General features: G+C 70.8%; 22 protein-coding genes and 1 riboswitch. Of the genes, 6 read left to right on the top strand and 16 right to left on the bottom strand.

The annotated features are described in order from the left end of the window. Window positions 1-8 precede the first annotated feature (8 nt). Genes IM767_RS18435 through IM767_RS18425 form a run of 3 tightly spaced genes read right to left on the bottom strand, consistent with a single transcriptional unit; the run spans window position 9 to window position 3,339 of the window. On the bottom strand, window positions 9-992 hold the full coding sequence (locus IM767_RS18435; protein WP_239453260.1) for a carbohydrate ABC transporter permease: 984 nt from the start codon (window positions 990-992) through the stop codon (window positions 9-11). Then, on the bottom strand, window positions 989-1,954 hold the full coding sequence (locus tag IM767_RS18430) for a carbohydrate ABC transporter permease (RefSeq protein ID WP_109210031.1): 966 nt from the start codon (window positions 1,952-1,954) through the stop codon (window positions 989-991). Before IM767_RS18430 ends, IM767_RS18435 begins: the two co-directional genes overlap by 4 nt. Continuing rightward, a complete protein-coding gene (locus IM767_RS18425; RefSeq protein WP_109210030.1) occupies window positions 1,954-3,339 on the bottom strand; it encodes an ABC transporter substrate-binding protein in 1,386 nt (461 codons plus the stop codon). Before IM767_RS18425 ends, IM767_RS18430 begins: the two co-directional genes overlap by 1 nt. 173 nt (window positions 3,340-3,512) lie before the next feature. On the opposite strand from IM767_RS18425, the gene IM767_RS18420 reads away from it, so the two are divergent. Beyond that, window positions 3,513-3,824, top strand: a complete 312-nt coding sequence (locus IM767_RS18420; protein ID WP_239453259.1) for a hypothetical protein — start codon at window positions 3,513-3,515, stop codon at window positions 3,822-3,824. 18 nt (window positions 3,825-3,842) lie between these two features. Here IM767_RS18420 and IM767_RS18415 read toward each other — a convergent pair whose 3' ends face one another. From IM767_RS18415 to IM767_RS18370, 10 genes are all read right to left on the bottom strand, one after another. Continuing rightward, window positions 3,843-4,823 carry a cation diffusion facilitator family transporter gene (locus tag IM767_RS18415; RefSeq protein ID WP_109210092.1) on the bottom strand — a complete coding sequence of 327 codons (981 nt, stop codon included), beginning with the start codon at window positions 4,821-4,823 and terminating at the stop codon, window positions 3,843-3,845. A gap of 5 nt (window positions 4,824-4,828) precedes the next feature. Beyond that, the gene (locus tag IM767_RS18410; RefSeq protein ID WP_109210029.1) at window positions 4,829-5,299 is read right to left on the bottom strand and encodes a transglycosylase SLT domain-containing protein; all 471 of its coding nucleotides are present in this window, start codon (window positions 5,297-5,299) and stop codon (window positions 4,829-4,831) included. A 91-nt stretch (window positions 5,300-5,390) separates the two neighbouring features. Further along, a complete protein-coding gene (locus IM767_RS18405) occupies window positions 5,391-7,088 on the bottom strand; it encodes a SulP family inorganic anion transporter (protein WP_109210028.1) in 1,698 nt (565 codons plus the stop codon). Window positions 7,089-7,147: 59 nt separating this feature from the next. Continuing rightward, window positions 7,148-7,981: a mechanosensitive ion channel domain-containing protein gene (locus tag IM767_RS18400; protein WP_109210027.1), complete on the bottom strand. Its 834-nt coding sequence runs from the start codon at window positions 7,979-7,981 to the stop codon at window positions 7,148-7,150. Window positions 7,982-8,365: 384 nt separating this feature from the next. Next, a complete protein-coding gene (locus IM767_RS18395) occupies window positions 8,366-9,943 on the bottom strand; it encodes a M20/M25/M40 family metallo-hydrolase (RefSeq protein ID WP_109210026.1) in 1,578 nt (525 codons plus the stop codon). A 177-nt stretch (window positions 9,944-10,120) separates the two neighbouring features. Then, on the bottom strand, window positions 10,121-10,441 hold the full coding sequence (locus tag IM767_RS18390) for a DMT family transporter (RefSeq protein WP_109210025.1): 321 nt from the start codon (window positions 10,439-10,441) through the stop codon (window positions 10,121-10,123). 10 nt (window positions 10,442-10,451) lie between these two features. Further along, a riboswitch (guanidine-III (ykkC-III) riboswitch) is annotated at window positions 10,452-10,516 on the bottom strand. A 65-nt stretch (window positions 10,517-10,581) separates the two neighbouring features. Next, window positions 10,582-11,499, bottom strand: coding sequence for a CPBP family intramembrane glutamic endopeptidase (locus IM767_RS18385; protein WP_109210024.1), 918 nt, complete (start codon window positions 11,497-11,499; stop codon window positions 10,582-10,584). 31 nt (window positions 11,500-11,530) lie between these two features. Further along, a complete protein-coding gene (locus IM767_RS18380; RefSeq protein ID WP_422613786.1) occupies window positions 11,531-12,745 on the bottom strand; it encodes an MFS transporter in 1,215 nt (404 codons plus the stop codon). A gap of 107 nt (window positions 12,746-12,852) precedes the next feature. Then, complete coding sequence (trmB, locus tag IM767_RS18375; RefSeq protein ID WP_109210090.1) at window positions 12,853-13,593, bottom strand: tRNA (guanosine(46)-N7)-methyltransferase TrmB; 741 nt, start codon at window positions 13,591-13,593, stop codon at window positions 12,853-12,855. 160 nt (window positions 13,594-13,753) lie between these two features. Further along, a complete protein-coding gene (locus IM767_RS18370) occupies window positions 13,754-14,596 on the bottom strand; it encodes a DUF3097 domain-containing protein (protein ID WP_109210023.1) in 843 nt (280 codons plus the stop codon). Window positions 14,597-14,855: 259 nt separating this feature from the next. Here IM767_RS18370 and IM767_RS18365 point away from each other — a divergent pair, with 259 nt between their 5' ends. From IM767_RS18365 to IM767_RS18350, 4 genes are all read left to right on the top strand, one after another. Further along, entirely contained in the window at window positions 14,856-16,901 is a 2,046-nt protein-coding gene (locus IM767_RS18365; protein WP_109210022.1) for a TPM domain-containing protein, read from the top strand. A gap of 98 nt (window positions 16,902-16,999) precedes the next feature. Continuing rightward, window positions 17,000-17,737 (top strand): PspA/IM30 family protein, encoded by a 738-nt coding sequence (locus tag IM767_RS18360; RefSeq protein WP_109210021.1) that lies wholly within the window; start codon window positions 17,000-17,002, stop codon window positions 17,735-17,737. Between the two features lie 368 nt (window positions 17,738-18,105). Beyond that, the gene (locus IM767_RS18355; RefSeq protein ID WP_109210020.1) at window positions 18,106-18,939 is read left to right on the top strand and encodes an arginase family protein; all 834 of its coding nucleotides are present in this window, start codon (window positions 18,106-18,108) and stop codon (window positions 18,937-18,939) included. Further along, a complete protein-coding gene (locus tag IM767_RS18350) occupies window positions 18,936-19,394 on the top strand; it encodes a Fe-S oxidoreductase (RefSeq protein WP_194398934.1) in 459 nt (152 codons plus the stop codon). The genes IM767_RS18355 and IM767_RS18350 overlap by 4 nt, the downstream gene beginning before the upstream one ends. A 30-nt stretch (window positions 19,395-19,424) precedes the next feature. Here the strand turns inward: IM767_RS18350 and IM767_RS18345 are convergent, their stop codons facing one another. The 3 genes from IM767_RS18345 to IM767_RS18335 form a co-directional block, all read right to left on the bottom strand. Continuing rightward, entirely contained in the window at window positions 19,425-19,901 is a 477-nt protein-coding gene (locus tag IM767_RS18345; protein ID WP_109210019.1) for an SIP domain-containing protein, read from the bottom strand. A 102-nt stretch (window positions 19,902-20,003) separates the two neighbouring features. Then, a complete protein-coding gene (locus IM767_RS18340) occupies window positions 20,004-20,744 on the bottom strand; it encodes a tyrosine-protein phosphatase (protein ID WP_194398933.1) in 741 nt (246 codons plus the stop codon). After that, window positions 20,741-21,250 (bottom strand): carboxymuconolactone decarboxylase family protein, encoded by a 510-nt coding sequence (locus IM767_RS18335; RefSeq protein ID WP_109210018.1) that lies wholly within the window; start codon window positions 21,248-21,250, stop codon window positions 20,741-20,743. Before IM767_RS18335 ends, IM767_RS18340 begins: the two co-directional genes overlap by 4 nt. Before the next feature lie 67 nt (window positions 21,251-21,317). On the opposite strand from IM767_RS18335, the gene IM767_RS18330 reads away from it, so the two are divergent. Next, the gene (locus IM767_RS18330) at window positions 21,318-22,304 is read left to right on the top strand and encodes an alpha/beta fold hydrolase (RefSeq protein ID WP_239453258.1); all 987 of its coding nucleotides are present in this window, start codon (window positions 21,318-21,320) and stop codon (window positions 22,302-22,304) included. Window positions 22,305-22,425 lie beyond the last annotated feature (121 nt).

Here is a 22,425-nt window from a genome sequence, read left to right as displayed (position 1 = left end):
GCGCCCGGTCAGCCCTTCACCCCGCCCGCGCTGATCCCGTGGATGATCTGCCGCTGGGCGACGAAGAACACGATGATCATCGGGACCGTCGCGATGACGCTCGCCGTGACGATGAGCTCCCAGTGCCATTCGCCGCCGAATCCGAAGGCGTCCACGAGCGACTTGAGCCCTCGCGGCACGGTGAAATCCGACGAGTCGCGCAGGTAGATGAGCGCCCGCATGAGGTCGGTCCACACCGCCTGCACCTCGAACACGAAGGTGACCGCGAGCGCGGGCTTGCTGAGCGGCAGCGCGATCCGCCAGAAGATCTGCCAGTTGGACGCCCCGTCCACGCGTGCCGCTTCGAAGAACTCGCGCGGGAGGCCCAGCATGAACTGCCGCAGCAGGAAGATGTAGAAGGCGCTGCCGAAGAGATTGCCCGCCCACAGCGGGACGAGCGTGCCCACGAAACCGAGGGCGTTCCAGATCAGGAACGTCGGGATCATCGTCACGGCGCCCGGCAGCATCATCGTGGCCAGCACGACGCCGAACAGGGCTCCGCGTCCGCGGAAGCGGAAGTAGGAGAAGCCCCACGCCACCATCGCGCTGGACAGCGTCACAGTCGTCGCGGCGAGCACCGTGACCAGCAGCGTGTTCCACAGCCACAGCGCGAGCGGCGCCGTCTCCCACACCTGCACGTAGTTGTCCAGCGTGAAGGTCTCGGGAATCAGCTTGTTGTCGAAGACCTCGCTGCGCGGCTTGAACGAGGCGCTGACCAGCCATACGAAGGGGTAGGCGAAGACCACCGCGAGCAGCGAGAGCGCCGTGATGACGAGCGCGGTGCGCACGCGCCGCCGACGCCGGGCACGCCCGGCCGTGGAGGCCGGGCCTCTCCCGGCTTCGACGGCCCCCGTCGCGCGCGAGCCGGACTCGGCGGTGTCGATCGGCCCGCTGGGGTGACGGGCGCCCATCTCCTCGGGAGTGGACTGGCCGGGCGGCAGCACCCTGCTCATGACCGCTCCTCCCCCTCGTAGTAGACGACGCGGCGCGACACGACGATCTGGATGACGGTGACCACCATGATGAGCGCGAAGAGCACCCAGGCCATCGCCGACGCGTAGCCCATGTGGAGGAACTCGAACGCCTGCTGGAACAGATAGATCACGTAGAACAGCGCCGCGTCGTTGCTGTAGGTCGTATTGCCCGCGCCGAAGAATGCCGTATACGCCTCATCGAAGGTCTGCAGCCCGGCGATGGTGTTGACCACGACGATGAAGAACAGAGCAGGGCTGATCATCGGGACGGTGACCGACAGCGACTGACGCCAGAATCCGGCTCCGTCCATCCGCGCCGAATCGTAGAGCTCGTCGGGCACCGCCTGGAGCGCCGCGAGGAGGATGATGACCGAGGCGCCGACCGTCCACAGGCTCATGATGATGAGACCAGGCTTCACCCACGCGGCATCCGTCGTCCACGACGGCCCGTCGATGCCGAACCAGCCCAGCACCGTGTTGAACAGGCCGTTCTGACCGTTGAACAGCAGCAGGAACAGGATCCCGACGGCCACCGGCGGGGTCATCTTCGGCAGGAAGAAGATCGTGCGGAAGAAGCCCGCGCTGCGTCCGGCCTTGTTCAGCAGAAGCGCCAGCACGAGCGACACCAGCACGTACAGGGGCACCTGCACCGCCGTGAAGATGAGGGTGTTGCCCAGGGCGAGCGCGATCTTCGGGTCCTCGAACAGCTGGACGTAGTTGTCCATGCCGACGAACTCGGGATTGTTGATGACGTCGTAGTCCGTGAGCGACAGGTAGACGCTGTAGATGAGCGGCCAGGCGGTGAACACCCCGAAGCCGATCAGCCAAGGACTGAGGAACAGCAGCGCCGAGCCGACGTACCGCCGTCGGGCCCGCCGGCGCGCCCGCAAGCGGTCGGCCGGCGGGGCCGGCGGCGGAGCCGTCAGCGTCGACGCCGACATCACTCCTCCGCCTCGAGTTCCGACCACGCCTCATCGAGCGCGGACTGGGCCTCTTCCTGCGCGGTCGCGAGTGCCTCCTGCGGCGTCGCGTTGCCGTCGAGCACCGAGTTGACGGCGTCGAACATCGCCGTCTTGAACTCGGCGTCCGCCGGGTTGGCCGGCAGCGAGAACGTCGCCTCGTTGGCCTCGTACATCTTCGCGACCGCCGTGTCCCACGGCTCTCCGCCGGACGTCGTCATGTCGCGGACCATCTCGTCGGCCGCCCTGTTGCCCGTGAGGATCCCGGTGAAGGGCTTGTCCTCGGCCTCGCGCGCCTCGAGCCGGGCCTCGGCCGCCGCCTGCCAGGCGTCGGTGGAGGTCATGGCCCGGGCGAACCGGCAGGCGGCCTCGGGGTTCGCGCTGCCGCTGGGGATCGCCCACGCGGAGCCGGAGGCGTACGCGAGCGTCTCGCCCTCGCGGGTGCGAACGGTGTCGAAGGCCATGGGGGCATCGGGTGAGACGTCGTTCAGCACGTTGACGTACCACTGCTCCATCGGCATCGCCCCGAGCACGCTGGTCGCGAACTGGTTGCCCTCGCCGAAGAAATCGGCCGAGTCGCGGTACGCCTTGACGGCGCTGAACCCGCCCTGCGCCTCGTAGATCGACACCGCCCACTCGAGCGCCTCGACCACGGCGGGATCGTCGAGCTGCGCGGTCTTGCCGTCCTCCGAGATCAGGTCGACGCCGTTGGCCTTGGCCCACAGCGGCAGGAACTCGGGCAGCTTGCTGTCGACGCCGATGACCTGGATGTTGCCACCGTCGGAGACCGACAGCGCCTGGTTCGCGGCGCTCATCGCCTCCCAGTTCGAGCCGTTGACGTCCTCGACGCTCAGGCCTGCGGCCGAGAGGAGATCAGCGTTCGCCATCGTCAGCTGCACGCTGTTGAACTCCGGGATGCCGTACACCGTGCCGTCGAGCGTGACCTGGGCCAGAGCCGCCTCCACGTACTCGTCGGTCGGAATGCCCTCGCCGTCGATGCACCGGTCGAGCGGGATGACGGCGCCGCGCGCGGCGAGCGAGCCGATCTGGTCGCGGTTGGCGTAGACGATGTCCGGCGGCTCGCCCGTCGCGACGGCGGAAAGGAACTGCTGCAGGTCGAGCTCGCCCTCGGAGAGGTTGACCTCCACCTCGCCGAGCTGCTCCTCGGCGTAGTCGAGCCTGCTGGTCGCGACTTCATCGACGCCCGAGAAGCCCATCACCGACATCGATCCGCTGAGGTCGGCATCCGGGTCGTATTCCGCGTCGTCGTCGCCGGCTCCGCCCGTTCCGACGGCACAGCCTGTGCCGGTGACGGCCAGCAGTGCGATGGCGCCGGCGGCCACCCACGTCCTTGTCTGCTTGCGCATGATCGCCTCCTCCGCCCGATGAGAAGTGGGCGGTGGTGGCACGCTAAGGGCGGGCGACGCGCACAGACGAAGGGGTTGACGGCGAGCACCGGAGGGCGTAGACGGCGTGCGGATGCTGGAGCGAGCGAACCTCGGTCTATGCCTCCGCAGGGCCGCTGTCAAGACGCTTCGTGATGCCGCGAGCTGCCGCTGAGATGGGGACGGCGACGGGAGCGATCATGAAGCGGATCGACATCTTCTACGGCGGAGAGCACTACAGCGTCGGGGGGCGACGGCTCGAGGACCTCCGGCAGGAGGTGGAGGCGGGCCTGCGCGCGGGCACCCACTGGCTGGAGGTCAACGACGGCGAGGGCATGATGCGCGCCGCGCACCTGCTCCTGACTCCCGGCGTGCCGCTGGCGATCGTGCCCGTTCCCGACGAGGCACCCGACTCCGTATCGGCTGACGAAGTGTGGTCGGACGGCGGACCCCCGACCGCGAGCTGAGACGAGCGGATGCCGCTGCTACGCCTCGCGGGACGACGACTGCGTACTGGCCCGCTCGGCCTCGTCCGGCAGCGATGAGGTGGCGACGAGAACGACGTCCTGCACCTTCCAGTCGAGCGCGGCGACCGCCTCACGCGCCTCCTCGACCTCGGCGAGTGTCACCTCCTCCCGGGCGGGGACGACGAACACCTCGACATGGAACACCTGCCCCATGTCGCGCATGCGCACGGCGCTCTCGCGCACCCACCCGAATTCGTCGACGCGGTTCGCGACCCGTGCGATCAAGGGGTGCGGTCGGGCATCGTCCTCGGTGCGGGCCCGCTGGTCGATGAGATCGCGCACGGCCCCTCGGGAGTTGCGCCAGCCGTCCCAGATGATCCCCAGCGAGATGAACAGGGCGGCTGCACCGTCGAGCCACCACAGCCCGATCCCCACACCGAGCACACCGACGATGGATGCCACCGTCGAGGTCCAGTCGGCCTTGGCCATGTCGGCATCCGCGTAGAGCACCTTGTTGTGCAGCGTCGGCGCGAGCTTCGCCTTCGCGCGCCCGTAGAAGAAGGGGCCGATCACGACCACGCTCATGACGGCGACCATGAACCAGCCGAGCCAGACGGTCTGGCCGAACACCTGCACCGTGCCGATGGAGGGGTGCTCGGCGCGGACCAGGCCGCTGATCGCCTCGTAAGCCAGGTTTCCGCCCACGGCGAGGAGGGCGACTCCGGCCACCAGGTGGCCCACCCCCATCACCCGGTGGTAGCCGAAGGGGAATGCGCGCGTCGGGCGACGGCGGATGAACAGCAGCGCGACCAGGAAAGAGATCTGGGGAATGAGGGAGAGCATGTCCTCGATCCAGGCGGTCTTCATCGCCTGCGAGCCGCCGACCACGAGGGCGATCAGCCCGATGGTCACCAGCGTGTACCCGATCGTGAACCACTCCCAGCGGATGGCGCTGCGCAGCGCCTTCTGCTGAGCAGGCGGCAGATCGGTGCGGCCCATGGTCTTCACGGCGCCACCTCCTCGTCGAGGTACCCCTCGAGTGCCGCCTGCCACGCGTTCTCGCCGAGCGGCACCAGCAGCACGACGGGCCCGTGCGCCCCGCGGATGGACTCGTATCCCCTCGTCGCGGCGACCCGCTGCGTCCACGGCGTCGCGTCGGTCATGCCGCCGACGGCGAGGTCGAGCTCGCCCGATTCCAGTGCGTCGACGAGGTCCTCCTCGCTGCCCACGGTCCACGTGACCCTCGCGTCGACGGACTCGGCGAAGCCCTCGACGAGCTCGGCGAGGCTGCCGCCCACGTCTTCCCCGTCGACGGTGACGAGCTCGCCCGACGGCGAAGCGCCGGCGCGCAGTTCTCCGCCGCGCACGCGGTCGAGTGTGCCCTGCGGGTCGGTCGGCACCGTGACGCCGCATCCGGCAGCGCAGAGTGCGATCACCAGCAGGGGCACGCTCCACGCGCGTCGCCACCGGCTCATGGCCCCAGTCTCGCCTGCCTGCGCGATGCCGGGGACAGCCTTGACCCTCTCCGGGGCCTTTGCTAGGCGGCGATGGTGCCCTTGCACGTCCTCATCCGGTACGTCCCGAAGCGTCGGGCAGTTGCCCGGCGCCGTCCTGCGGCGCTGCGTCCGGGGTCACCAGCGCGGCGACGGCGGCGCGGTTGGTGGTGAAGAAGGTCTGTCCCGCGAGCAGTCCCAGTTCTTCCAGGCGCGCCCGCGTCGGCGTCCTGACCCGGCTGAACGCCAGGCCGATGCCCTGGTCCTCCAGCCACTTCTCGAGCGCCTCGAACGCTTCGGCGCCGGTCACATCGATGTCTGTGACGGCCTCCATATCGACGACCACGTGGTGGACCGGCTCGCTCGCGCCGGTGACTGCGCGCTTGACGGCGGAGCCGAAGACCGTGCCGTTGGCGAAGAACAGCGGAGCGGCCATGCGCACCACGACGACGCCCGGCGCAGTCGTGCCGCCGGCGGGTGCGTCCTCCAGGAGTGACTCCTTCGGGTCGTCGTCGGCTGCGAGCACGTCGATCGCGGGGTTGGCGGCGCGCTTGGCGAGGTTGATCAGAGCGAGCACGAACGCGACGACGATGCCCGGGATCGCCCCGATGAAGAGCGTCACGAGGAAGCACACCGCGCCGATGGCGAACTCGAAGCGATCCTGGCGCCACAGCTGACGGAACTCGCCGATGCCCAGCAGAGGCAGGATCGCGACGCCGACCACGGCGCCGATCGCCGGCGATGGGATGTCGGCCAGCAGCGCGGTGCCGAAGAGCAGGAGCAGGAGTGTGCCGGCGGCGAGGACGAGAGAGGGCAGCTGCGTGCGTGAGCCCGCCTGGTCCATGGCAGCCGTGCGCGAGGTCGACGCCCCCATCGTGAAGCTGCCCTGCGCACCGGCGGCGACGTTGCTGAGGCCGAAGGCGAGCAGGTCGCGGTTGGCACGGAACGGGTAGCCGCGCTTCTCGCCATACGACCGCGAGACGAGCAGGCCCTCCGCCGTGGTCACCAGCGTGAGGGCGATCGCCGACGGCACGAGTGCGAGCCACAGCTGCCAGTCGATGATCGGCCACGTGAGCGTCGGCGGCCCCGCGGGCACCTCGCCCAAGACATCCACGCCCCGCTGGTCGAGGCCTGCGAGCACCACCAGCAGCGTCGACAGGATCAGCACCACGAGCGCCCACGGCACGGCCCGCAGGAACCGCTTGCCCACCAGGAGCACCGCGACCGACACGGCCGAGATGACCACCGACCACGCGCTGATCGTCTCGAGGTTCGACACCAGACCGACGACCTTGTCGACGAACTCGCCGCCCGAGTCGATCTTGACGCCGAGCATCTTCGCGATCTGACTCACCAGGATGTCGAGCGCCAGACCGCCGACGAAGCCCACGAGGATCGGCTTGGACAGGAAGTTCGCGAGGAAGCCGAGCTTGAACATCGACATCAGCACGAAGAGGACGCCGCAGATGATCGCCTGGGCGAGCGCGAGGGTCGCGTAATCGGCGCTTCCAGCTGCGGCGAGACCGCCGATCGAGGAGGCCACCAGCGCGGCCGCCGCCGCATCCGGCGACGCCACCACCTGCCGGGACGACACCACCAGCGCGTAGACGATGGTCGGAACGATGAGGGCGTACAGGCCCGCGGTGGGCGGCAGGCCGGCGATCTGCGCGTAGCCGATGTTGAGCGGGATTGCGATCGCGAGGAGCGTGACGCCCGCGGTGAGCTCCGTGACGAGGTTGCGTGCGGTCAGCCCGGCGAGAGGTCGCTGCATGCCGTCTCCTGGATATCTGTGGCCACGGTCGGATCCAACTCTGGCAGAGGTCCCGGGCGTCATACCGGGTCGCCCGGCACGAGCGGGGGCGCGACGGCCTCACTGGTGACGGTCGCGGTCCAGCCGCGAGCGGCGAGCCCTTCTGTGACGGCAGCGACCACTGCCGAGGTCGCGGTGAGGCCGCGCGGCGAGTCGTGCCAGAACTGCACGCGCGCGGTGAGGCGGGCATCCGACACGGCAGTCACCAGCACGCCGACGGCCGGCTCGGCGTGAACCCCGTCCGCGGAGGCCGCGGCATCCGTCATCACGGCCGTGATCTCGGACAGCGCAGCACCGCCGCGCTCGACGCGCACCTGCACCTCGCTGCGCCGGCCGCCGTGGCGAGAGTTGTTGACGAGCGTCTCGGCGAGGAGCTTCGCGTTCGGCACGTGCGCCGTGCGCCCATCGGGCGTGGTGAAGACGACGGCCCGCGAATTGAGCTCGACGACGGTGCCGGTGATCGGTTTGCCGTCCGGTCCCTCGACCGTGATCTCCTCCCCGATCACGACCGGCTTGCGGGTGGCTATGAGCACGCTGGCGGCGAAGTTGTCGGCCACACCGCGCAGCACGAGCACCGCGATGACGACGAGGATCAGCACGACCGCGAGCACGGGCTGCACGTTCGCCCCGAGGAAGGCCAGGGCGATGCCCAGGCCCAGAAGCAGGAGCGTGTACTGGGCGAACCGCGCGGCGAACCGCGTCGCGGCGGGCGTCGCCGTGGGCACGTGCGCCATGAGGTCGGTGACGGCGCGCCTCGCGACTCGGGAGGCGATCCACCCGGCGAGGAGCGCGAGCACCGCCCAGAGCACCTGCCACCAGGTGATCGGCGTGCTCAGGAACTGGCTGAAATCCACGTCGTCAGACTACGAGCGCAGGGCCGCGCCTTCGCGAGCCTCGCCGGGGCTCCGGCTTCGGTCGAGAGCCCCGGCGACGCCGGGCGCAAAATGATGATCCCCTCGGTGCCGAAGCGCCGGGGGGATCGTCGTGCGATTTCCGGTTTCTGTGTCCGGTTCCCTTTCGGGTTCCGCGTTTCTGTTGTCTGTCGCACTACTGAATGTCCTCCCCCGCAGGTGCCGCGTCAAGAGTTCACGCACAAGTCATCTCGACGTCAGGTTGAAGGTGAGGAATCGAGTCGCGGAGGACGGCTCCCCGACGTCGCAGACCACCGGAAGCCGACGGCCGCCCCGGGCTGACCCGGGACGGCCGTCGAATGCGAAGCGGGCGAGCCCGCCTCAGAATCACTCCGCGAAGCGCTCCTTCATCGCGTCCATGCTCTTGCCCGCACCGTGCGACTTGCCCGGGGTGCTGACCCCGTTCACCGTCGAGGTGTCGAACGCGAACGTCATCACTGCCGCGGCGACGGCATCGGAGTTGACGTCCAGCGCGAACGTGTTGATGTTGCCCACGAGGTCGTAGTCCTCGCGCAGTGCGTCGTAGAGCGCGTCATCCTGTCCCTCGCCGGTCAGGTTGTCGCACGGCTGGTGGTAGCAGGGGTCGTACGAGGCGCCCGGGACGCCGCCGTAGAGGGCCGCCTCCGCAGCCGTCTTCTCCACCTCGGCGCCGGTGAACAGTCCGCCGGCCGGGATGCCCACGGCGATGAACGGGCCGTAGTCCGAGCGTCCGGAGAATTCGCTGTCCTGCGAGGGCAGGTCGCGGCCGTCGTAGAACGCCTCGAACACGTCCTCGATCTGTGCCGACCCCTCCGGGATGAACCCGGGTGCGGCAGTGCCGCCGGAGTTGTCTCCGTCGTAGATGCCGAACATGTAGTTGGGCGAACCGATCATGTCGAAGTTGAGGTAGAGGGCGATGTCCTCGATCTCTTCGTCCGACAGCTCGGCGACGTAGTGCTCCGAGCCGAGCAGGCCCTCCTCCTCGGCACCCCACCAGGCGAAGCGCACCGTGTTGTTGGGCTTGGTCTTCTGCATCTGGATGGCCGTCTCCAGCAGCGCGGCGCTGCCCGAGCCGTTGTCGTTGATGCCGGCGCCGTCTTGGACGCTGTCGAGGTGGGCTCCTGCCATGACGGTGTTGTCATCGTTGCCCGAGCCGGTCTCGGCGAGCACGTTCCACGCCAGGCGGGTGTCCTGCTCGTAGTCGACGGTGACCGTGACCGTGGCGCCGGGGGTGCTGGCGAGGTCCACGCCGACCGAGTGCGTGACGAACACCGCGGGGATCGTGAGTCCCGTCGCGTCGCCGATCATGTTGATCAGGGTGTCGTCACCGGGGTTGTTCCGGATGATGACCCCCTCCGCTCCCGCCTGCTGGGCGTTGAGCGCCTTCACCGCGAACCCGCACCCGCCTCGCTGGACGAGCACCACGGAGTCGTCGGGGAGGTCGCCGAAGTCGGCGACGGTGCATCCGCTGGTGTTGTCGGGCGACGCGAGGTCGACCAGCACCAGCGATCCGGTCGCGCTGCCTTCGGGACTGCCGCTGTCGAACCTGTTGCGCAGGAAGTCCTCACCGTCGACGAACTCGGTTGTCACCCCGCCCGCCACGCGGATGAGCTCGGAGTTCTCCTCGAAGTACGGGAACTCGAACTCCTGCACCTCCGGCGTGTACCCGGCGGCCTCGAGCTGGGCGACGACATAGTCGACCGAGGCGCGATACCCCGGGCGCCCCGCGGCGCGGTCGCCGTACTCGTCGGCGATGTCCTGGAATGCTTCGAGATGCGACATCACCCCCTCGAGCGTGACGGCTTTCTCGATCTTCTTCACCGAGTTGTTGTTCGGTGCCGCATACGCGGGACTGGCCAGTGCGACGGCGCCCGTGAGAGCCGCCGCGGTGGCGATGGCCCAGGTGCGCCTGGTTCTGCTCGGCATGGTGTTGCCCTTCCGCCGGCGACCCCTCTGTCACCGGCTTCCTGCGTGGGATGCTCACACACGCCCCCGCGCAGTTCCAGACCGCGCCTCAGGGTTCTCATCGAGCTCTCATGAAATCCGCGCGGGACGGATGCCGCGGCCCGGCGCAGGCGCCGAGCCGCGGCATCCGTCTCCTCGTCACTCGTGGCCGACGAGCTTGAGTCCGACGACACAGCCGACGAGCCCGAGGATCAGCAGCATCTTGACGAACGAGAACGACTCGTCGCCGGTGATCATCGCGTAGGCGACCGTGAGCGACGCGCCGATGCCGACCCACACGGCATAGGCGGTGCCGGTCGAGATGTCGCGCATGGCCCACGCGAGGCCGCCCATGCTGAGCACCAGCGAGACGCCGAAGACGACGGTCGGCCAGAGCTTGGTGAAGCCCTCGGTCTTGCCGAGCGCGGTGGCCCACACGGCCTCCAGCACGCCCGAGAGGATGAGGATGACCCACGACATGACTGTGCCTCCTGGCCAGTCTTGTCGCGTACCGGGTACTGATCCGTCGTCCGGGGATCCGGTCGGGATCCGCGTTCGAGCCTACCCGCCCCGCCTGGTCACCCCCTGTGCAGCCCCGCGAGCAGGGTCAGACGCCAGGGTCAGACGAGGAAGAGCCAGTCGAGCATGCCGGGATTGTGCGCGTGCACGAGCACGAGGAACACGACCGCGTCGAAGAGCAGATGCACGGTCACCACGTACGCGAGCGAACGCGTCTTCATGAAGATGAACCCCTGCAGCAGCGCGAACGGGATCGTGAGGAACGGCCCCCAGGCCTGGTAGCCCAGCTCCCACAGGAACGACACGAACACGATCGACTGCAGCACGTTCGCCTGCCAGAACCGGAAATGCCGGCGCAGCAGCGCGAAGCAGGTGCAGATGAAGAAGAGCTCGTCCCAGATGCCGACCGCGCCCACACCCACGAACAGGCGCGCGATCAGCTCCGGCGTGTCGACGACAGGCCAGTTGAGGTAGACGCCCGACGTGATGAAGTAGAACGGCAGGATCAGCCAGGCGAGCAGGAGCACGCCGACGAGCCAGGTCCACTGGAACCTCGTCCACCGTCCGCCGCCGCTCCACGGAAAGCGGATGGCGCGATCGCGGTACACCCACCGCGAGATCGCATACGGCACCGCGACCGCCCCGCCGAGGGCGAGGGCGAATCGCAGGATCGCGAGGTTGTCGAGCTCGGCCTTGAGCGGGATCGCGCTGACGATGAGCATGCCCACCGCGATGAGCGACAGATCCCGCAGCAGCGACGGAGGACGGATGCCGGCGGCCGCGGTGCCCGCCGCGCCCGGCCGAGACGCGTCTGCAGCCGCGGCCGGCGTTGCTGCGGCATCCGTCCGTTCCGCGACGAGGGCCGCGAGAAGACCGGCCGCCAGCAGCACCCAGCCGAGCCACGGGATCCGCGCCACGAAGAACGCCGGCGCCGCGAGGCACACGAGGAGCGCCGGCACCAGCCGCCACGACCAGGCTCGGACCACCGGGACGACGGCGACATCGGGGTGTGCGGGCATGCGCGGCGGCTCCTGAGGGGTCGGGGGACGATCAGTGGTCGAGCGGATGGGCGATCTCATCCTGCGGCATGCGCGCGACGACGTACGCGAGCGCGCCGAGCAGGAGCGGGATCACGCCGGCGGCGATGAAGATCGCCTGGATCGGGATCACCTCGGCGAGGGGGCCGGCGAGCGCCATCGACAGCGGCATGAGGGCGAGTGAGACGAAGAAGTCCAGGCTCGAGATGCGCCCCAGCATGTGCCGGGGCACGCGCCGCTGCAGGAGCGTCCCCCAGATGACGTTGCCGTAGCTGAAGCCGAAGCCCACGATGAAGAGGCACAGCGCCATGAGCCAGTACTGGTGCGTGATCCCGACGACAGCGAAGGGCAGTGTGCTCATGCCCCATACGCCCATCATCACCGTGAGGTAGCGCCGGGGCAGCTTCATCGACGAGACGACGATCGACCCGAGCACGCCGCCTACGCCGTAGATCGCGAGGAGGAAGCCGAACAGTCGTGGGTCTTCGCCCACCCGCTCGCGCGTGATGAACGGCAGCAGCACCTCCTCCGGCCCGACGAACACGAGCACCCAGCCGGTGGCGAACAGCAGCGTCCACAGGAGCCACGGCGTGCGCACCGTGAACCCGACGGCCTCGCGCAGATCGTGGAGGACGCCCCGCACCCCCTCGGGCGGCTCGTGCACCTCTCCCGGCGCCGCGGGCGGCTCCGGGCGAACGAGCATCAGCAGCACGAGCGCGACCGCGTGGGCGGCGACGACTCCCCACGCGGCGTGCGCGGGCGCGAGCACCGCGGCGACGATCACGCCCGCCGCCGCAGGTCCGGCGGCCTGCTGCAGGGCCGGACGGATCGCTCCCTCCAGCCCGTTGGCCGCGAGCAGCTGGGCAGGCGGCAGGATGCGGGGCAGGATCGCGCTGTACGCGGGGAAGAAGAAGCCGGCGCCGGCGCCCAGCACGAAGGCGACGACGGCCAGGTGCGGGATGGTCACGGCACCGAACACGCCCGCCACCGCGATCGACGTGATCGCGAGCAGGTTGACCAGCTCGACCACTCGCAGCAGGAGCCTGCGCGGGATGCGATCCGCGGCGATGCCGCCGGGGATCGCGCACACGAGCAGCCCCACGGCGTTCGCCGCGGCCACCGCCGACAGCTCGATCGGCCCGCCGCCGGCGCCGATGACCGTGTAGACCATGACGACGGCCCACATGCCGGCCCCGAAGATCGAGAGCACCACCGCGCCGAAGAGCATGCGGAAGTCGCGGTGCGCGAGCGGCCGCACGAACCGCCACGGATCGCGGCGCGCGGCCGGAGCCGCTTCGGGCAGCGGGTCCGGGCCCGTCGGGTCCGGCGCGCCGCTCATGACCTGGCGACGCGGCGATACGCGAGATCGCGGATGTCGCGTCCCACGCGCGCGCCCTTGCGCTCGAAGGCCGTGAGCACGCGACCGTCGAAGCGCGGCGCCCAATCGCCCTCGAAGGCGGCCTCGAACTCCGGCGCCGCCGCCAGCACCTCGCGCATCTGCAGCGCGTAGTCCTCCCAGTCGGTCGCGAGGCGCAGCATCCCGCCGTCCTTCAGCGCCCCCGCCGCGATCGACGCGAAGCCGTCGGCGACCAGGCGCCGCTTCGTGTGCTTCTTCTTGTGCCACGGGTCGGGGAAGAACACCCACAGTTCGTCGACGGATGCCGGGGGCAGCAGATGCTGCAGCACCTCCGGTGCGTTCGCTTCGACGAGGCGGAGGTTGTGGGCTCCGGCACGCTCGGCGTCGAGCATGGTGCGGGCGAGCCCCGCCCGGAACACCTCGATGGCGAGGAAGTCGGTGTCGGGCCGCGACGACGCGGCGTGCACGATGGCGTGCCCCTGTCCGGATCCGATCTCGGCGACGAGAGGCGCCGTGCGGCCCCACACCGCGACCGGATCGATCGCCGAGTCGGGGAGGATGCTGGTGGCCGCGCGATCGCGCGGCACCTCGATCACGAACTGCGGCGCGAGCTCGGTCCAGGCGCGCTCCTGAGCCTCCGACATCCGCCCGCTCCGCCGCACGAACGACACCGGCTTCTCGCGGAACGTACGGGTCTCGGGCACGGCGGGGTCACTCACCACTCCAGGCTACCCAGACCGTCCGGCCGCTCGCTTGTGTGCCACCGCGGCCCGGCGCAGCCCCGTGCGCCCCGGTGCGAGCCCACTGCTGCAGCTTCCTGCGAGCGCTGCGCCGATCCGTGCAGCGGTCGCGGGAGACTGCAGCGTCCGCTTGCGAGGGTCAGCCGGGAAGGGTGACGAAGTCGATGAGCTCCTCGACGCGCCCGAGGAACGCGGGCTCGAGGTCGCGGTAGCTCTTCACCGAGGAGAGGATGCGCTGCCATGCGCGCGCGATGTCGGCCTGATCTCGCGCCGGCCAGCCCAGCGCCCGGCACACGCCCACCTTGTACTCGATCCCCCGGGGCACGTCCGGCCAGCGCGGGATGCCCACCGCCCGCGGCGTGACGCACTGCCAGACGTCGACCCATGGATGCCCGACGATGAGCACGTGCGCGCCGTGCCGGGTCCGCGCGATCGCGTCCGCGATGCGCGACTCCTTCGAGCCGGGCACGAGGTGGTCCACGAGCACGCCGTAGCGCCGCTCGGCGGACGGCGGCTCCTCGTCGAGCGCGGCCTCCAGCAGGTCGATCCCCTGCAGGTATTCCACGACGACGCCCTCCTCGCGCAGGTCGTCGCCCCACACCCTCTCGACGAGCTCGGCGTCGTGCCGCCCCTCGACGAGGATGCGGCTCGCGCGCGCCGTGCGCGCGCGCGACTCGGGCGCCGCGAACGAGCCCGAGGCCGTGCGCTTCGGACCGGTCTGCGCCGGGGCGGCCGCCGGCGGGCCGAGCACCACGTCCTTGCCGTCGATCAGGAAGCCGGCACCGAGCGGGAACATGCGGCGACGGCCGCGCCGGTCCTCGAGCTCCACCATGCCGCTCGCCGACCCGACGACCGCGCCGCAGAAGCCGTCGTCGGCCACCTCCACCACGAGATCACGGGATGCCGCCACCCGCGGCAGCTCGCGCACCCCGTGGCCCTTCCAGCCCGTGGCCAGCACATCGGCGCCGTAGCGATCGTCCATGGTCCTCCTCCGGATCGGCCAGGCTACCCTCCGTCGTGCGCCCCGACCGGGAGCGACCCGCCTTGCACCCTTCGGCCTACGGCCCGGCCGCGCGTCGCACCCGGCGCGGGCGCCGGCCGCGGCATCCGTCCCCACTGCCTCGCGGGTGAGTACGTTCTCGGCGAACACACATGAGCGCCGGGGGTCGTGGGCTATCGTCGTATCCCCGCGCCTGAATAGACTCGCGGGAAGGGGAACCCGAGTCCCAGAGGGGGGATCGATGCGACTGCGATGGACTGCAGCGCTGGCGTCCGCTGCGGTGGTCGTGGCCACGGCGATCGGAGGCGCGTCGGCAGTCGCCACTCCCCCGGTCGCGCTCGGCACCGCCTACGTGCTCGATGAGGCCGACGTCCTGTCGGCGGCCGAGGAGTCCGAGGCGCAGAGCCGGCTGGAGCAGCTCAAGACCGACACGGGCCTCGACCTCTGGGTGGTGTACGTCGACGAGTTCACCGACCCGGCGGACGCCGCGGACTGGGCGAACCAGACGGCCTCCGACAACGGCCTCGGCGTCAGTCAGTACCTCCTCGCCGTCGCGACAGAGGCGCGCCAGTACTACCTGTCGGCGGACTCGGAAGGACCCCTCACCCCCGACCAGATCGCCGCCATCGAGCAGCAGCAGATCCAGCCCGCGCTCGCGCAGGACGACTGGCTGGGTGCCGTGGACGCCGCGGCGAACGGGATCACGGACGCGCAGGGCGGCGGCTCAGGCGCCCCCGGTGGCGAGTCGTCGGGCGGCACCGGCTGGTTCACCTGGCTGCTCGTGATCGTCGTCGTGGGCGTGGGCATCCTGTTGCTGATGATGTTCCTGCGACGCCGCAAGCGCGGCAAGGTGACGAGCGGTCCCGCGGGCCCACCGCAGCCGAGCATCGAGGACCTCGAGCGCCGTGCGTCGTCTCTTCTGGTCGAGACCGACGACGCGCTCAAGACCAGCACGCAGGAGCTGGCCTTCGCCAAGGCCCAGTTCGGCGACGCCGCGACCACCGAATTCGAGGCCGCGCTCGTGACCGCCCAGCAGAGCCTCGACGAGGCGTTCGGGCTGAAGCAGAAGCTCGACGACCACATCCCCGACTCGGAGCAGGACACCCGCGCCTGGAATGAGCGCATCATCGCGCTGTGCGAGGCGGCCAACGCACTCCTCGACGAGAAGGCGGCCGCGTTCGACGAGCTGCGCAAGCTCGAGCAGAATGCGCCCGAGGCGCTCGCCCGCGTGCAGGAGCAGCGGTCGAAGGCGGCCGCGGCACTCGACGCGGCCGCCGCGAAGCTGCAGACGCTGCAGGCCGCGTACGCCCCCGAGGCGCTCGCCACCGTCGCCGACAACCCCGACCAGGCGCGCCAGCGCCTGGCGTTCGCCGACGAGCAGCTGAACGCGGCGCAGGCAGCCATCGGCGCCGGAGACGGCGGCGAGGCCGCCGTCGGCATCCGGGCGGCCGAGGAGGCGGTCGGCCAGGCCGCGCTGCTCGAGAATGCGATCGACAAGCTCGCGACCGACCTCGCCGAGGGAGAGCGCAACGCCGCGGCGCTGGTCGCCGAGCTCGAGAGCGACATCGCCGTCGCCTCCGCGCTCCCCGACACCGACGGACGCCTCGCGGGCGTCGTCGCCGCCACGCGGCAGCAGGTGGACGCAGCCCGCGCTCAGCTCACCGGACCCGCCAAGAGGCCGCTCGCGGCCCTCCAGACCCTCGAAGCGGCGAACACGCAGATCGACACGCTCGTCCAGGGCGTGCGGGACGCCGCCGCGCAGGAGCAGCGTGCCCGTCAGATGGTCGGCCAGGTCATCATGCAGGCGCAGGCCCAGGTGTCGGCCGCCGAGGACTACATCACCGCACGGCGCGGTGCCGTCGGCGCCGAGGCCCGCACGCGGCTCGCGGAGGCCGGGGCGTCGCTCGCCCGGGCTCAGGGCCTGCAGACCGGCGATCCGCAGCAGGCGATGCAGCAGGCGCAGCGCGCCGACCAGCTCGCCGGTGCGGCCATCCAGCTCGCGCAGAACGACGTCGGCGCGTTCGGCGGCGGCATGGGCGGCATGTTCGGCGGGCAGCCCGGCGGCGGCCAGTCCGGCGGTGGCATGCTGGGCGCCGTGCTCGGCGGCATCGTGCTCAACTCCGTGCTGAACAGCGGCCGCTCCGGTGGCGGATTCGGCGGTGGCATGGGCGGCGGTCTCGGCGGCATGCTGGGAGGTGGCGGCCGCTCGTCCGGCGGCGGCGGATTCCGCCCCGGCAGCTTCGGTGGCGGCGGCACCCGCATGCGCCGAGGAGGTGGCCGCTTCTGAACCCGATCGCAGGAGCCGTCCGCACGCGGCGGGCGCGGCATCCGTCCCCCTACCAGCACCCACGACCCAGAACTGAAGTCCGATAGGAAGGAAATCCGATGGCGAAGCAGTCCATCTTCGGTCGCATCTCGACCCTCATCCGCGCGAACGTCAACGCCCTGATCGATCAGGCCGAAGACCCGCAGAAGATGCTCGACCAGCTCGTGCGCGACTACACGAACTCGATCGCCGACGCCGAGTCGGCCATCGCCGAGACCATCGGCAACCTGCGCCTCCTCGAGCGCGACCACCAGGAGGACGTGCAGGCGGCCGCCGAGTGGGGCAACAAGGCCCTCGCGGCGAGCCGCAAGGCCGACGAGCTGCGCAAGGCCGGCAACACCACCGACGCCGACAAGTTCGACAACCTCGCCAAGATCGCGCTGCAGCGCCAGATCAGCGAGGAGAACGAGGCGAAGGCGATCGCGCCGACCATCGCGACGCAGAACGAGGTCGTCGACAAGCTCAAGGACGGCCTCAACGGCATGAAGCAGAAGCTCGAGCAGCTCAAGGCCAAGCGGTCCGAGCTGCTCGCGCGTGCGAAGACCGCCGAGGCCCAGAACAAGGTGCACGACGCGGTCAAGTCGATCGACGTGCTCGACCCGACGAGCGAGCTCGGCCGGTTCGAAGACAAGGTGCGCCGACAGGAGGCTCTGGCCGCCGGCAAGCAGGAGCTGGCCGCGTCGACGCTCGACGCTCAGTTCAACGCCCCCGAGGACGTCGGCGAGCTGACCGAGGTCGAGGCGCGGCTGGCCGCGCTGAAGTCCGGCCAGCCCGTGCAGGCCGCGATCGAGAACTGAGCCCACCGCTCTGCATGAGGGCGCCCGGTCCGTCGGACCGGGCGCCCTTCGCGTGCCCGCCGCGGGACACCCCCTGAGGGCGCACAGAATCGGATCCGCGGTTGCGGAGGTACACCGCGACACGCCCCGGCCGCCGCGGCCCTGGCGGCGTGTCGCCGTCGCGATCCGCGGGTGCGGATCCGCGGGTGCGGATCCGACGATGGGCGATGCCGATGGCGACAGGACCCGTCGCTCGGCGACATCGCGGTTTCTCGACGAGAGACCACGCCCCTGGCGTCGGTAACGAGGTTTCTCGACGACATCGCGGTTTCTCGGCGGAAGGGGCGAGGACGGATGCCGCGGGCCCCGGTGTGCGCGAAGATGAGGGGATGACGCGCTACCTCGTGGTCCCGCAGTGGCAGGGCAGCCCCTCGTCCCGCGCGATGCAGCTGATCGACGGCGCCCAGGCCATCGCGGGAGACCTGCCGCGCGCCAAGACCACGGTGCTCGAGGTGCCGATGGAGGCGGGCGAGGCGCTGGGAAGCGGCATCCATCGCCTGTCCGCCCTCCAGCGCGTGAACGGCATGGTGGCCGAAGCGCTCGACGCGCATCACGCCGCCGCGCCCGATGAGCCCGTGCTCACCATCGGCGGCGACTGCGGCATCGCGCTCGCCCCCATCGCGCACGCGGCGCAGCGGGCGCCGGGACTCGCGGTGGTGTGGATCGACGCGCACCCCGACCTGAACTCGCCCGAGTCGTCCCCGTCCGGAGCGTTCGCCGGCATGGCGCTGCGGGCCGTCATCGGCGACGCGGTGCCCGAGCTCTCGCTCGACGGGGCGGTCGGCCCCGGGCGCGTGGTGCTCGGCGCCGCCCGCTCCTTCGACGACGCCGAGCTGGCGGCGGTCTCGGAGCTCGGGATCACCTCGCTCACCGTCGAGGACCTGCGCGACGCCGGCGCCCTCGCCGAGGCCGTGGTGGCCACGGGAGCCGAGGGCGTGTACGTGCACGTCGACATCGACGCCCTCGACCCCGCCGAGATCGCCGGCAATGCGCATCCCGAGCCGTTCGGCGTCACGGTGGCCGAGCTCACGGCGGCCGTCGCGGCGCTGCGCGCGCGGGTGCCTCTCGTGGGAGCCTCGCTCGCCGGCTACTCCCCCGCCTCCGTCGCGGCGGCGACCGACGACCTCGGCCCGATCCTGCGGGTGATCGGGGCTCTCGCGTGAGCCCGATCCCGACGCCGCCCCCCGGGTGGCGGGCGGCCGCCGAGCGCGCCGTCATCCGCGGGCGGCGCATCGACGACCTCATCCCCGCATTCCTGCTCGACTCGCCGGTGAGCCGCGTCGGCTACTGGTACGGATGCACGGTCGGCTGGATCTGGGGGTCGCTGTGGAGCACGGGCCCCGTCGAGCGGCGCCACGGGCTCTGGATCTTCCGCGGGATGCCGCGGTGGACCTTCCCGCGCGGCGGCTCATGCGTCGGCGGATGCTTCCTCACCGGCGACGGCCGCCTGACGGAGTCGCTGCTGCGCCACGAGGCCGTGCACAAGCGCCAGTGGCAGCGCTACGGCCTGCTCATGCCGCTGCTGTACCTGCTGGCGGGCCGCAACCCGCTGCGCAATCGATTCGAGATCGAGGCGGGCCTGGCCGACGGCAACTACATCCCGCGCGGCACAGCCTGAGCCCCCGGCAGCCGGGACGGTGCCCGCAGCTCAGCGGGCGGTGGTGAGCCCGTACCGCTCGGGCGTGTGGATCGCCTCGGTGCGGATGCCGAGTCCGACCAGGTGGTCGACGATGTCGGCGGTGCCGAGGTACCCCCCGAGCAGGTGGATGCGCGTCTGGTCGTCCTCGGCGCAGAGCATCTCGTCGGCCCACGCGGTGACGGCGCGGGTCAGCGCCTCCCCCGACGCGCAGCCGCGGCCGGTGCCGGGAGCGCCGGAGCGACGCGAGCGGTCGAGCCAGGTCACCACCATGCGGCTCGGCGCGGCGATGTCGGCCTGCCACGAGGCTTCCGGAATCTCGACGAAGACCCGGCCCGTCGAGCAGATCGGCAGCGTCGCGAGCACGGCTTCGAGCTCGGCCAGCGAGGACTCGTCGGCCGTGATCAGGTGCTGCACGCGCGTGTGACGCGACGCACGGCACGCCGAGGCGTTGTGCGCGATCGTCTGATGCGAAGTGGTGTGGGTCATGACGCTCCCACTATACCCGCGAATGAAGGGTTGCCTAACCTCAGTGAGACCGTGAGAAATCCCGCGCCGTCCCTTCCGGTCATCAGAAGAGCGACGGATGCCTCATCCCGCCGCGTCGCGGTGCAGCAGCACGCGCCGCAGCTCGGCGATCTCGTCGTCGGCCAGACCGTGGGCACGCAGGTACTCCTGTGCGGAGCCGTAGCGGCGCTCGACATCCTCCAGCATGGCCTGCATGACGGGCGCGGGCGACCTCGTGGCGAGGTCCTCGAGGTGCACGGCGTCGGGATGCATCGACCGCAGCAGCTGCAGGACCCGGCGGTTGCGATTCGCGGGCAGGAGCCCTTCGGTGCGGGCGTAGTCTGCGATCACCGCGTCGGAGTCGACGCCCGCGGCCGCCAGGGCGAGCGCGATCGTCACCCCGGTGCGGTCCTTGCCCACGGTGCAGTGCACCAGCACCGGCTGATCCGCCAGGATGCCGCGCACCACGGCCACGACCCCCTCCGACGAGTCGTCGACCAGGTGCCGGTACAGCTCGGCGAGGCTGAGATCGTCGCGGAAGAACGACTCGACCGAGCCGAGGAAGAGCGGCACCCGCTGGGTCACGACCTCGATGCCCGCGATGCGGCTCGGCTCGCGAGTCACCTCGTCGTCGGCGCGGAGGTCGATGATGCGGCGCAGTCGCAGCTCGGCGAGCGCTCGCGTCCCGGCGTCGTCGAGTCGCGCGAGGTTGCCGGAGCGGAACAGCACGCCGTAGCGCGTGCTCGCCGATCCCGCCCGGAGCCCTCCGACGTCGCGGAGGTTGAGAGCCCCCGACACCACCGGGTCGGGGTGCTCCCCCGTCACCACGCCGCGCCTGTGGCGGCGTCCTTGTCCTCGCCGACGAGGTCGTCGCGCGGCGGCACGCTGTAGCGGCCCGCGATCGCGATGCGGTTGAAGGCGTTGATGGAGACGAGGATCCAGCTCAGCGCCACGTATTCCTTCTCGCTGAGCACGCCGCCCACGCGGTCGTAGACCTCATCGGGAACACCGTCGTCGTGGATGAAGACGTACGCCTCGGCGAGCTCGAGACCGGCGCGCTCGCGGTCGGTGAACACGCCCGAGTCGCGCCACACCGGCAGCTGTGCGATGTCGTCGGCGGTCACGCCGGCGGCGAGCGCGCGCTCCACATGCACGCGCACGCAGTACGCGCAGCCGTTGAGCTGCGACGCGTGGATCTGCACGAGCTCCTTCAGCCGGTCGTCGATCCCGTTCTCGGCGGCGATGCCCCCGACCGTCTTGGAGAAGGCCGAGAGCGCCTGGTAGGCCGGTCGCGCCGCTCGCGAGAGATGCACGCGGTGTTCTGCCGTCATGACGCCAGACTACCGAGGGCCGGCGGCGCCGGCGCGGGCGACGCCGGCCGTGCGGCATGATGAGCGGGTGAGCGACCCCATCGACGAGTTCTCGTTCCTTCCCGAGCAGGCCGCAGAGGCCGGGATCGGCGGACCGGTCCCCCGCGGCGAGCGTCTGACCCTCGCGCTCCCCGACGGGCGGTCGCTCAGCGCCCTGCGCTGGGCGCCGGCCGAGACGCCCGACGCCGCGCCGGTGGTGACGCTCCTCCACGGGGCGGGATTGAACGCCCACACATGGGACACCACGATCCTCGCCCTCGGGCTGCCCGCGCTCGCCATCGACCTGCCGGGGCACGGCGACTCGTCATGGCGTGACGACTTCGCGTACGTCGCCCGCGTCCTCGCCCCCGACGTCGCGGCGGGCATCGACGCGTGGACCGAGACACCGCAGGTGCTCGTCGGGCAGTCGCTCGGCGGGCTCACGGCGGCCGCGGTCGCCGCCTCCCGGCCGGACCTCGTGCGCGAACTGGTTGTCATCGACATCACGCCCGGCGTCGACTCGAACGCCGGCCCGACGCAGATCCGCGAGTTCTTCGCCGGCCCCGTCGACTGGGCGTCGCGCGACGAGCTGGTCGACCGCGCGCTGTCGTTCGGATTGGGCGGCGGGACTCGTCGCAAGGCCGAGCGGGGCGTCTACTTCAACTCGCGCATCCGGCCCGACGGGCACGTCGAGTGGAAGCACCACTTCGCCCATCTCGCGAACGCGGCGTCGCTTGCACAGGCTCAGCGACCGGATTCCGAGGCTGCGCAGCAGCAGGACGCCGAGGCTGCGCAGCAGCAGGACGCCGTCTCGTCGGTCCTCGGCGACGCCGGCTGGGAGGACCTCGCCGAGGTCACCGCCCCCACGACGCTGCTGCGCGGCGAGCGCGGCTACGTCACGGAGGAGGACGCCGACGAGTTCGCGCGACGCGTGCCCGCGGCATCCGTCATCGTCGTCCCGTCGGGGCACAACGTGCAGGAGGAGATCCCGCTCGACCTCGGAGCGCGACTGCGCGCGATCGCCGCACCCGAGTGAGCTCGGACCGGCGGCGGGAAGCATTAACGCTTCTGTTGCGTTCCGGGTACCGGATTGCCGCACGCCGTCGCGATATCCCTAGGCTGAGAGGCGCCCGCAGCCGCCCCCGCGGCAGCCCGGC

The sequence above is a fragment of the Microbacterium ureisolvens genome (genome assembly GCF_015278315.1).
Classification (GTDB): domain Bacteria; phylum Actinomycetota; class Actinomycetes; order Actinomycetales; family Microbacteriaceae; genus Microbacterium; species Microbacterium ureisolvens.
The sequence above is the reverse complement of the archived record's forward strand: the minus strand, read 5'-3'. Positions and strand labels throughout refer to the sequence as shown.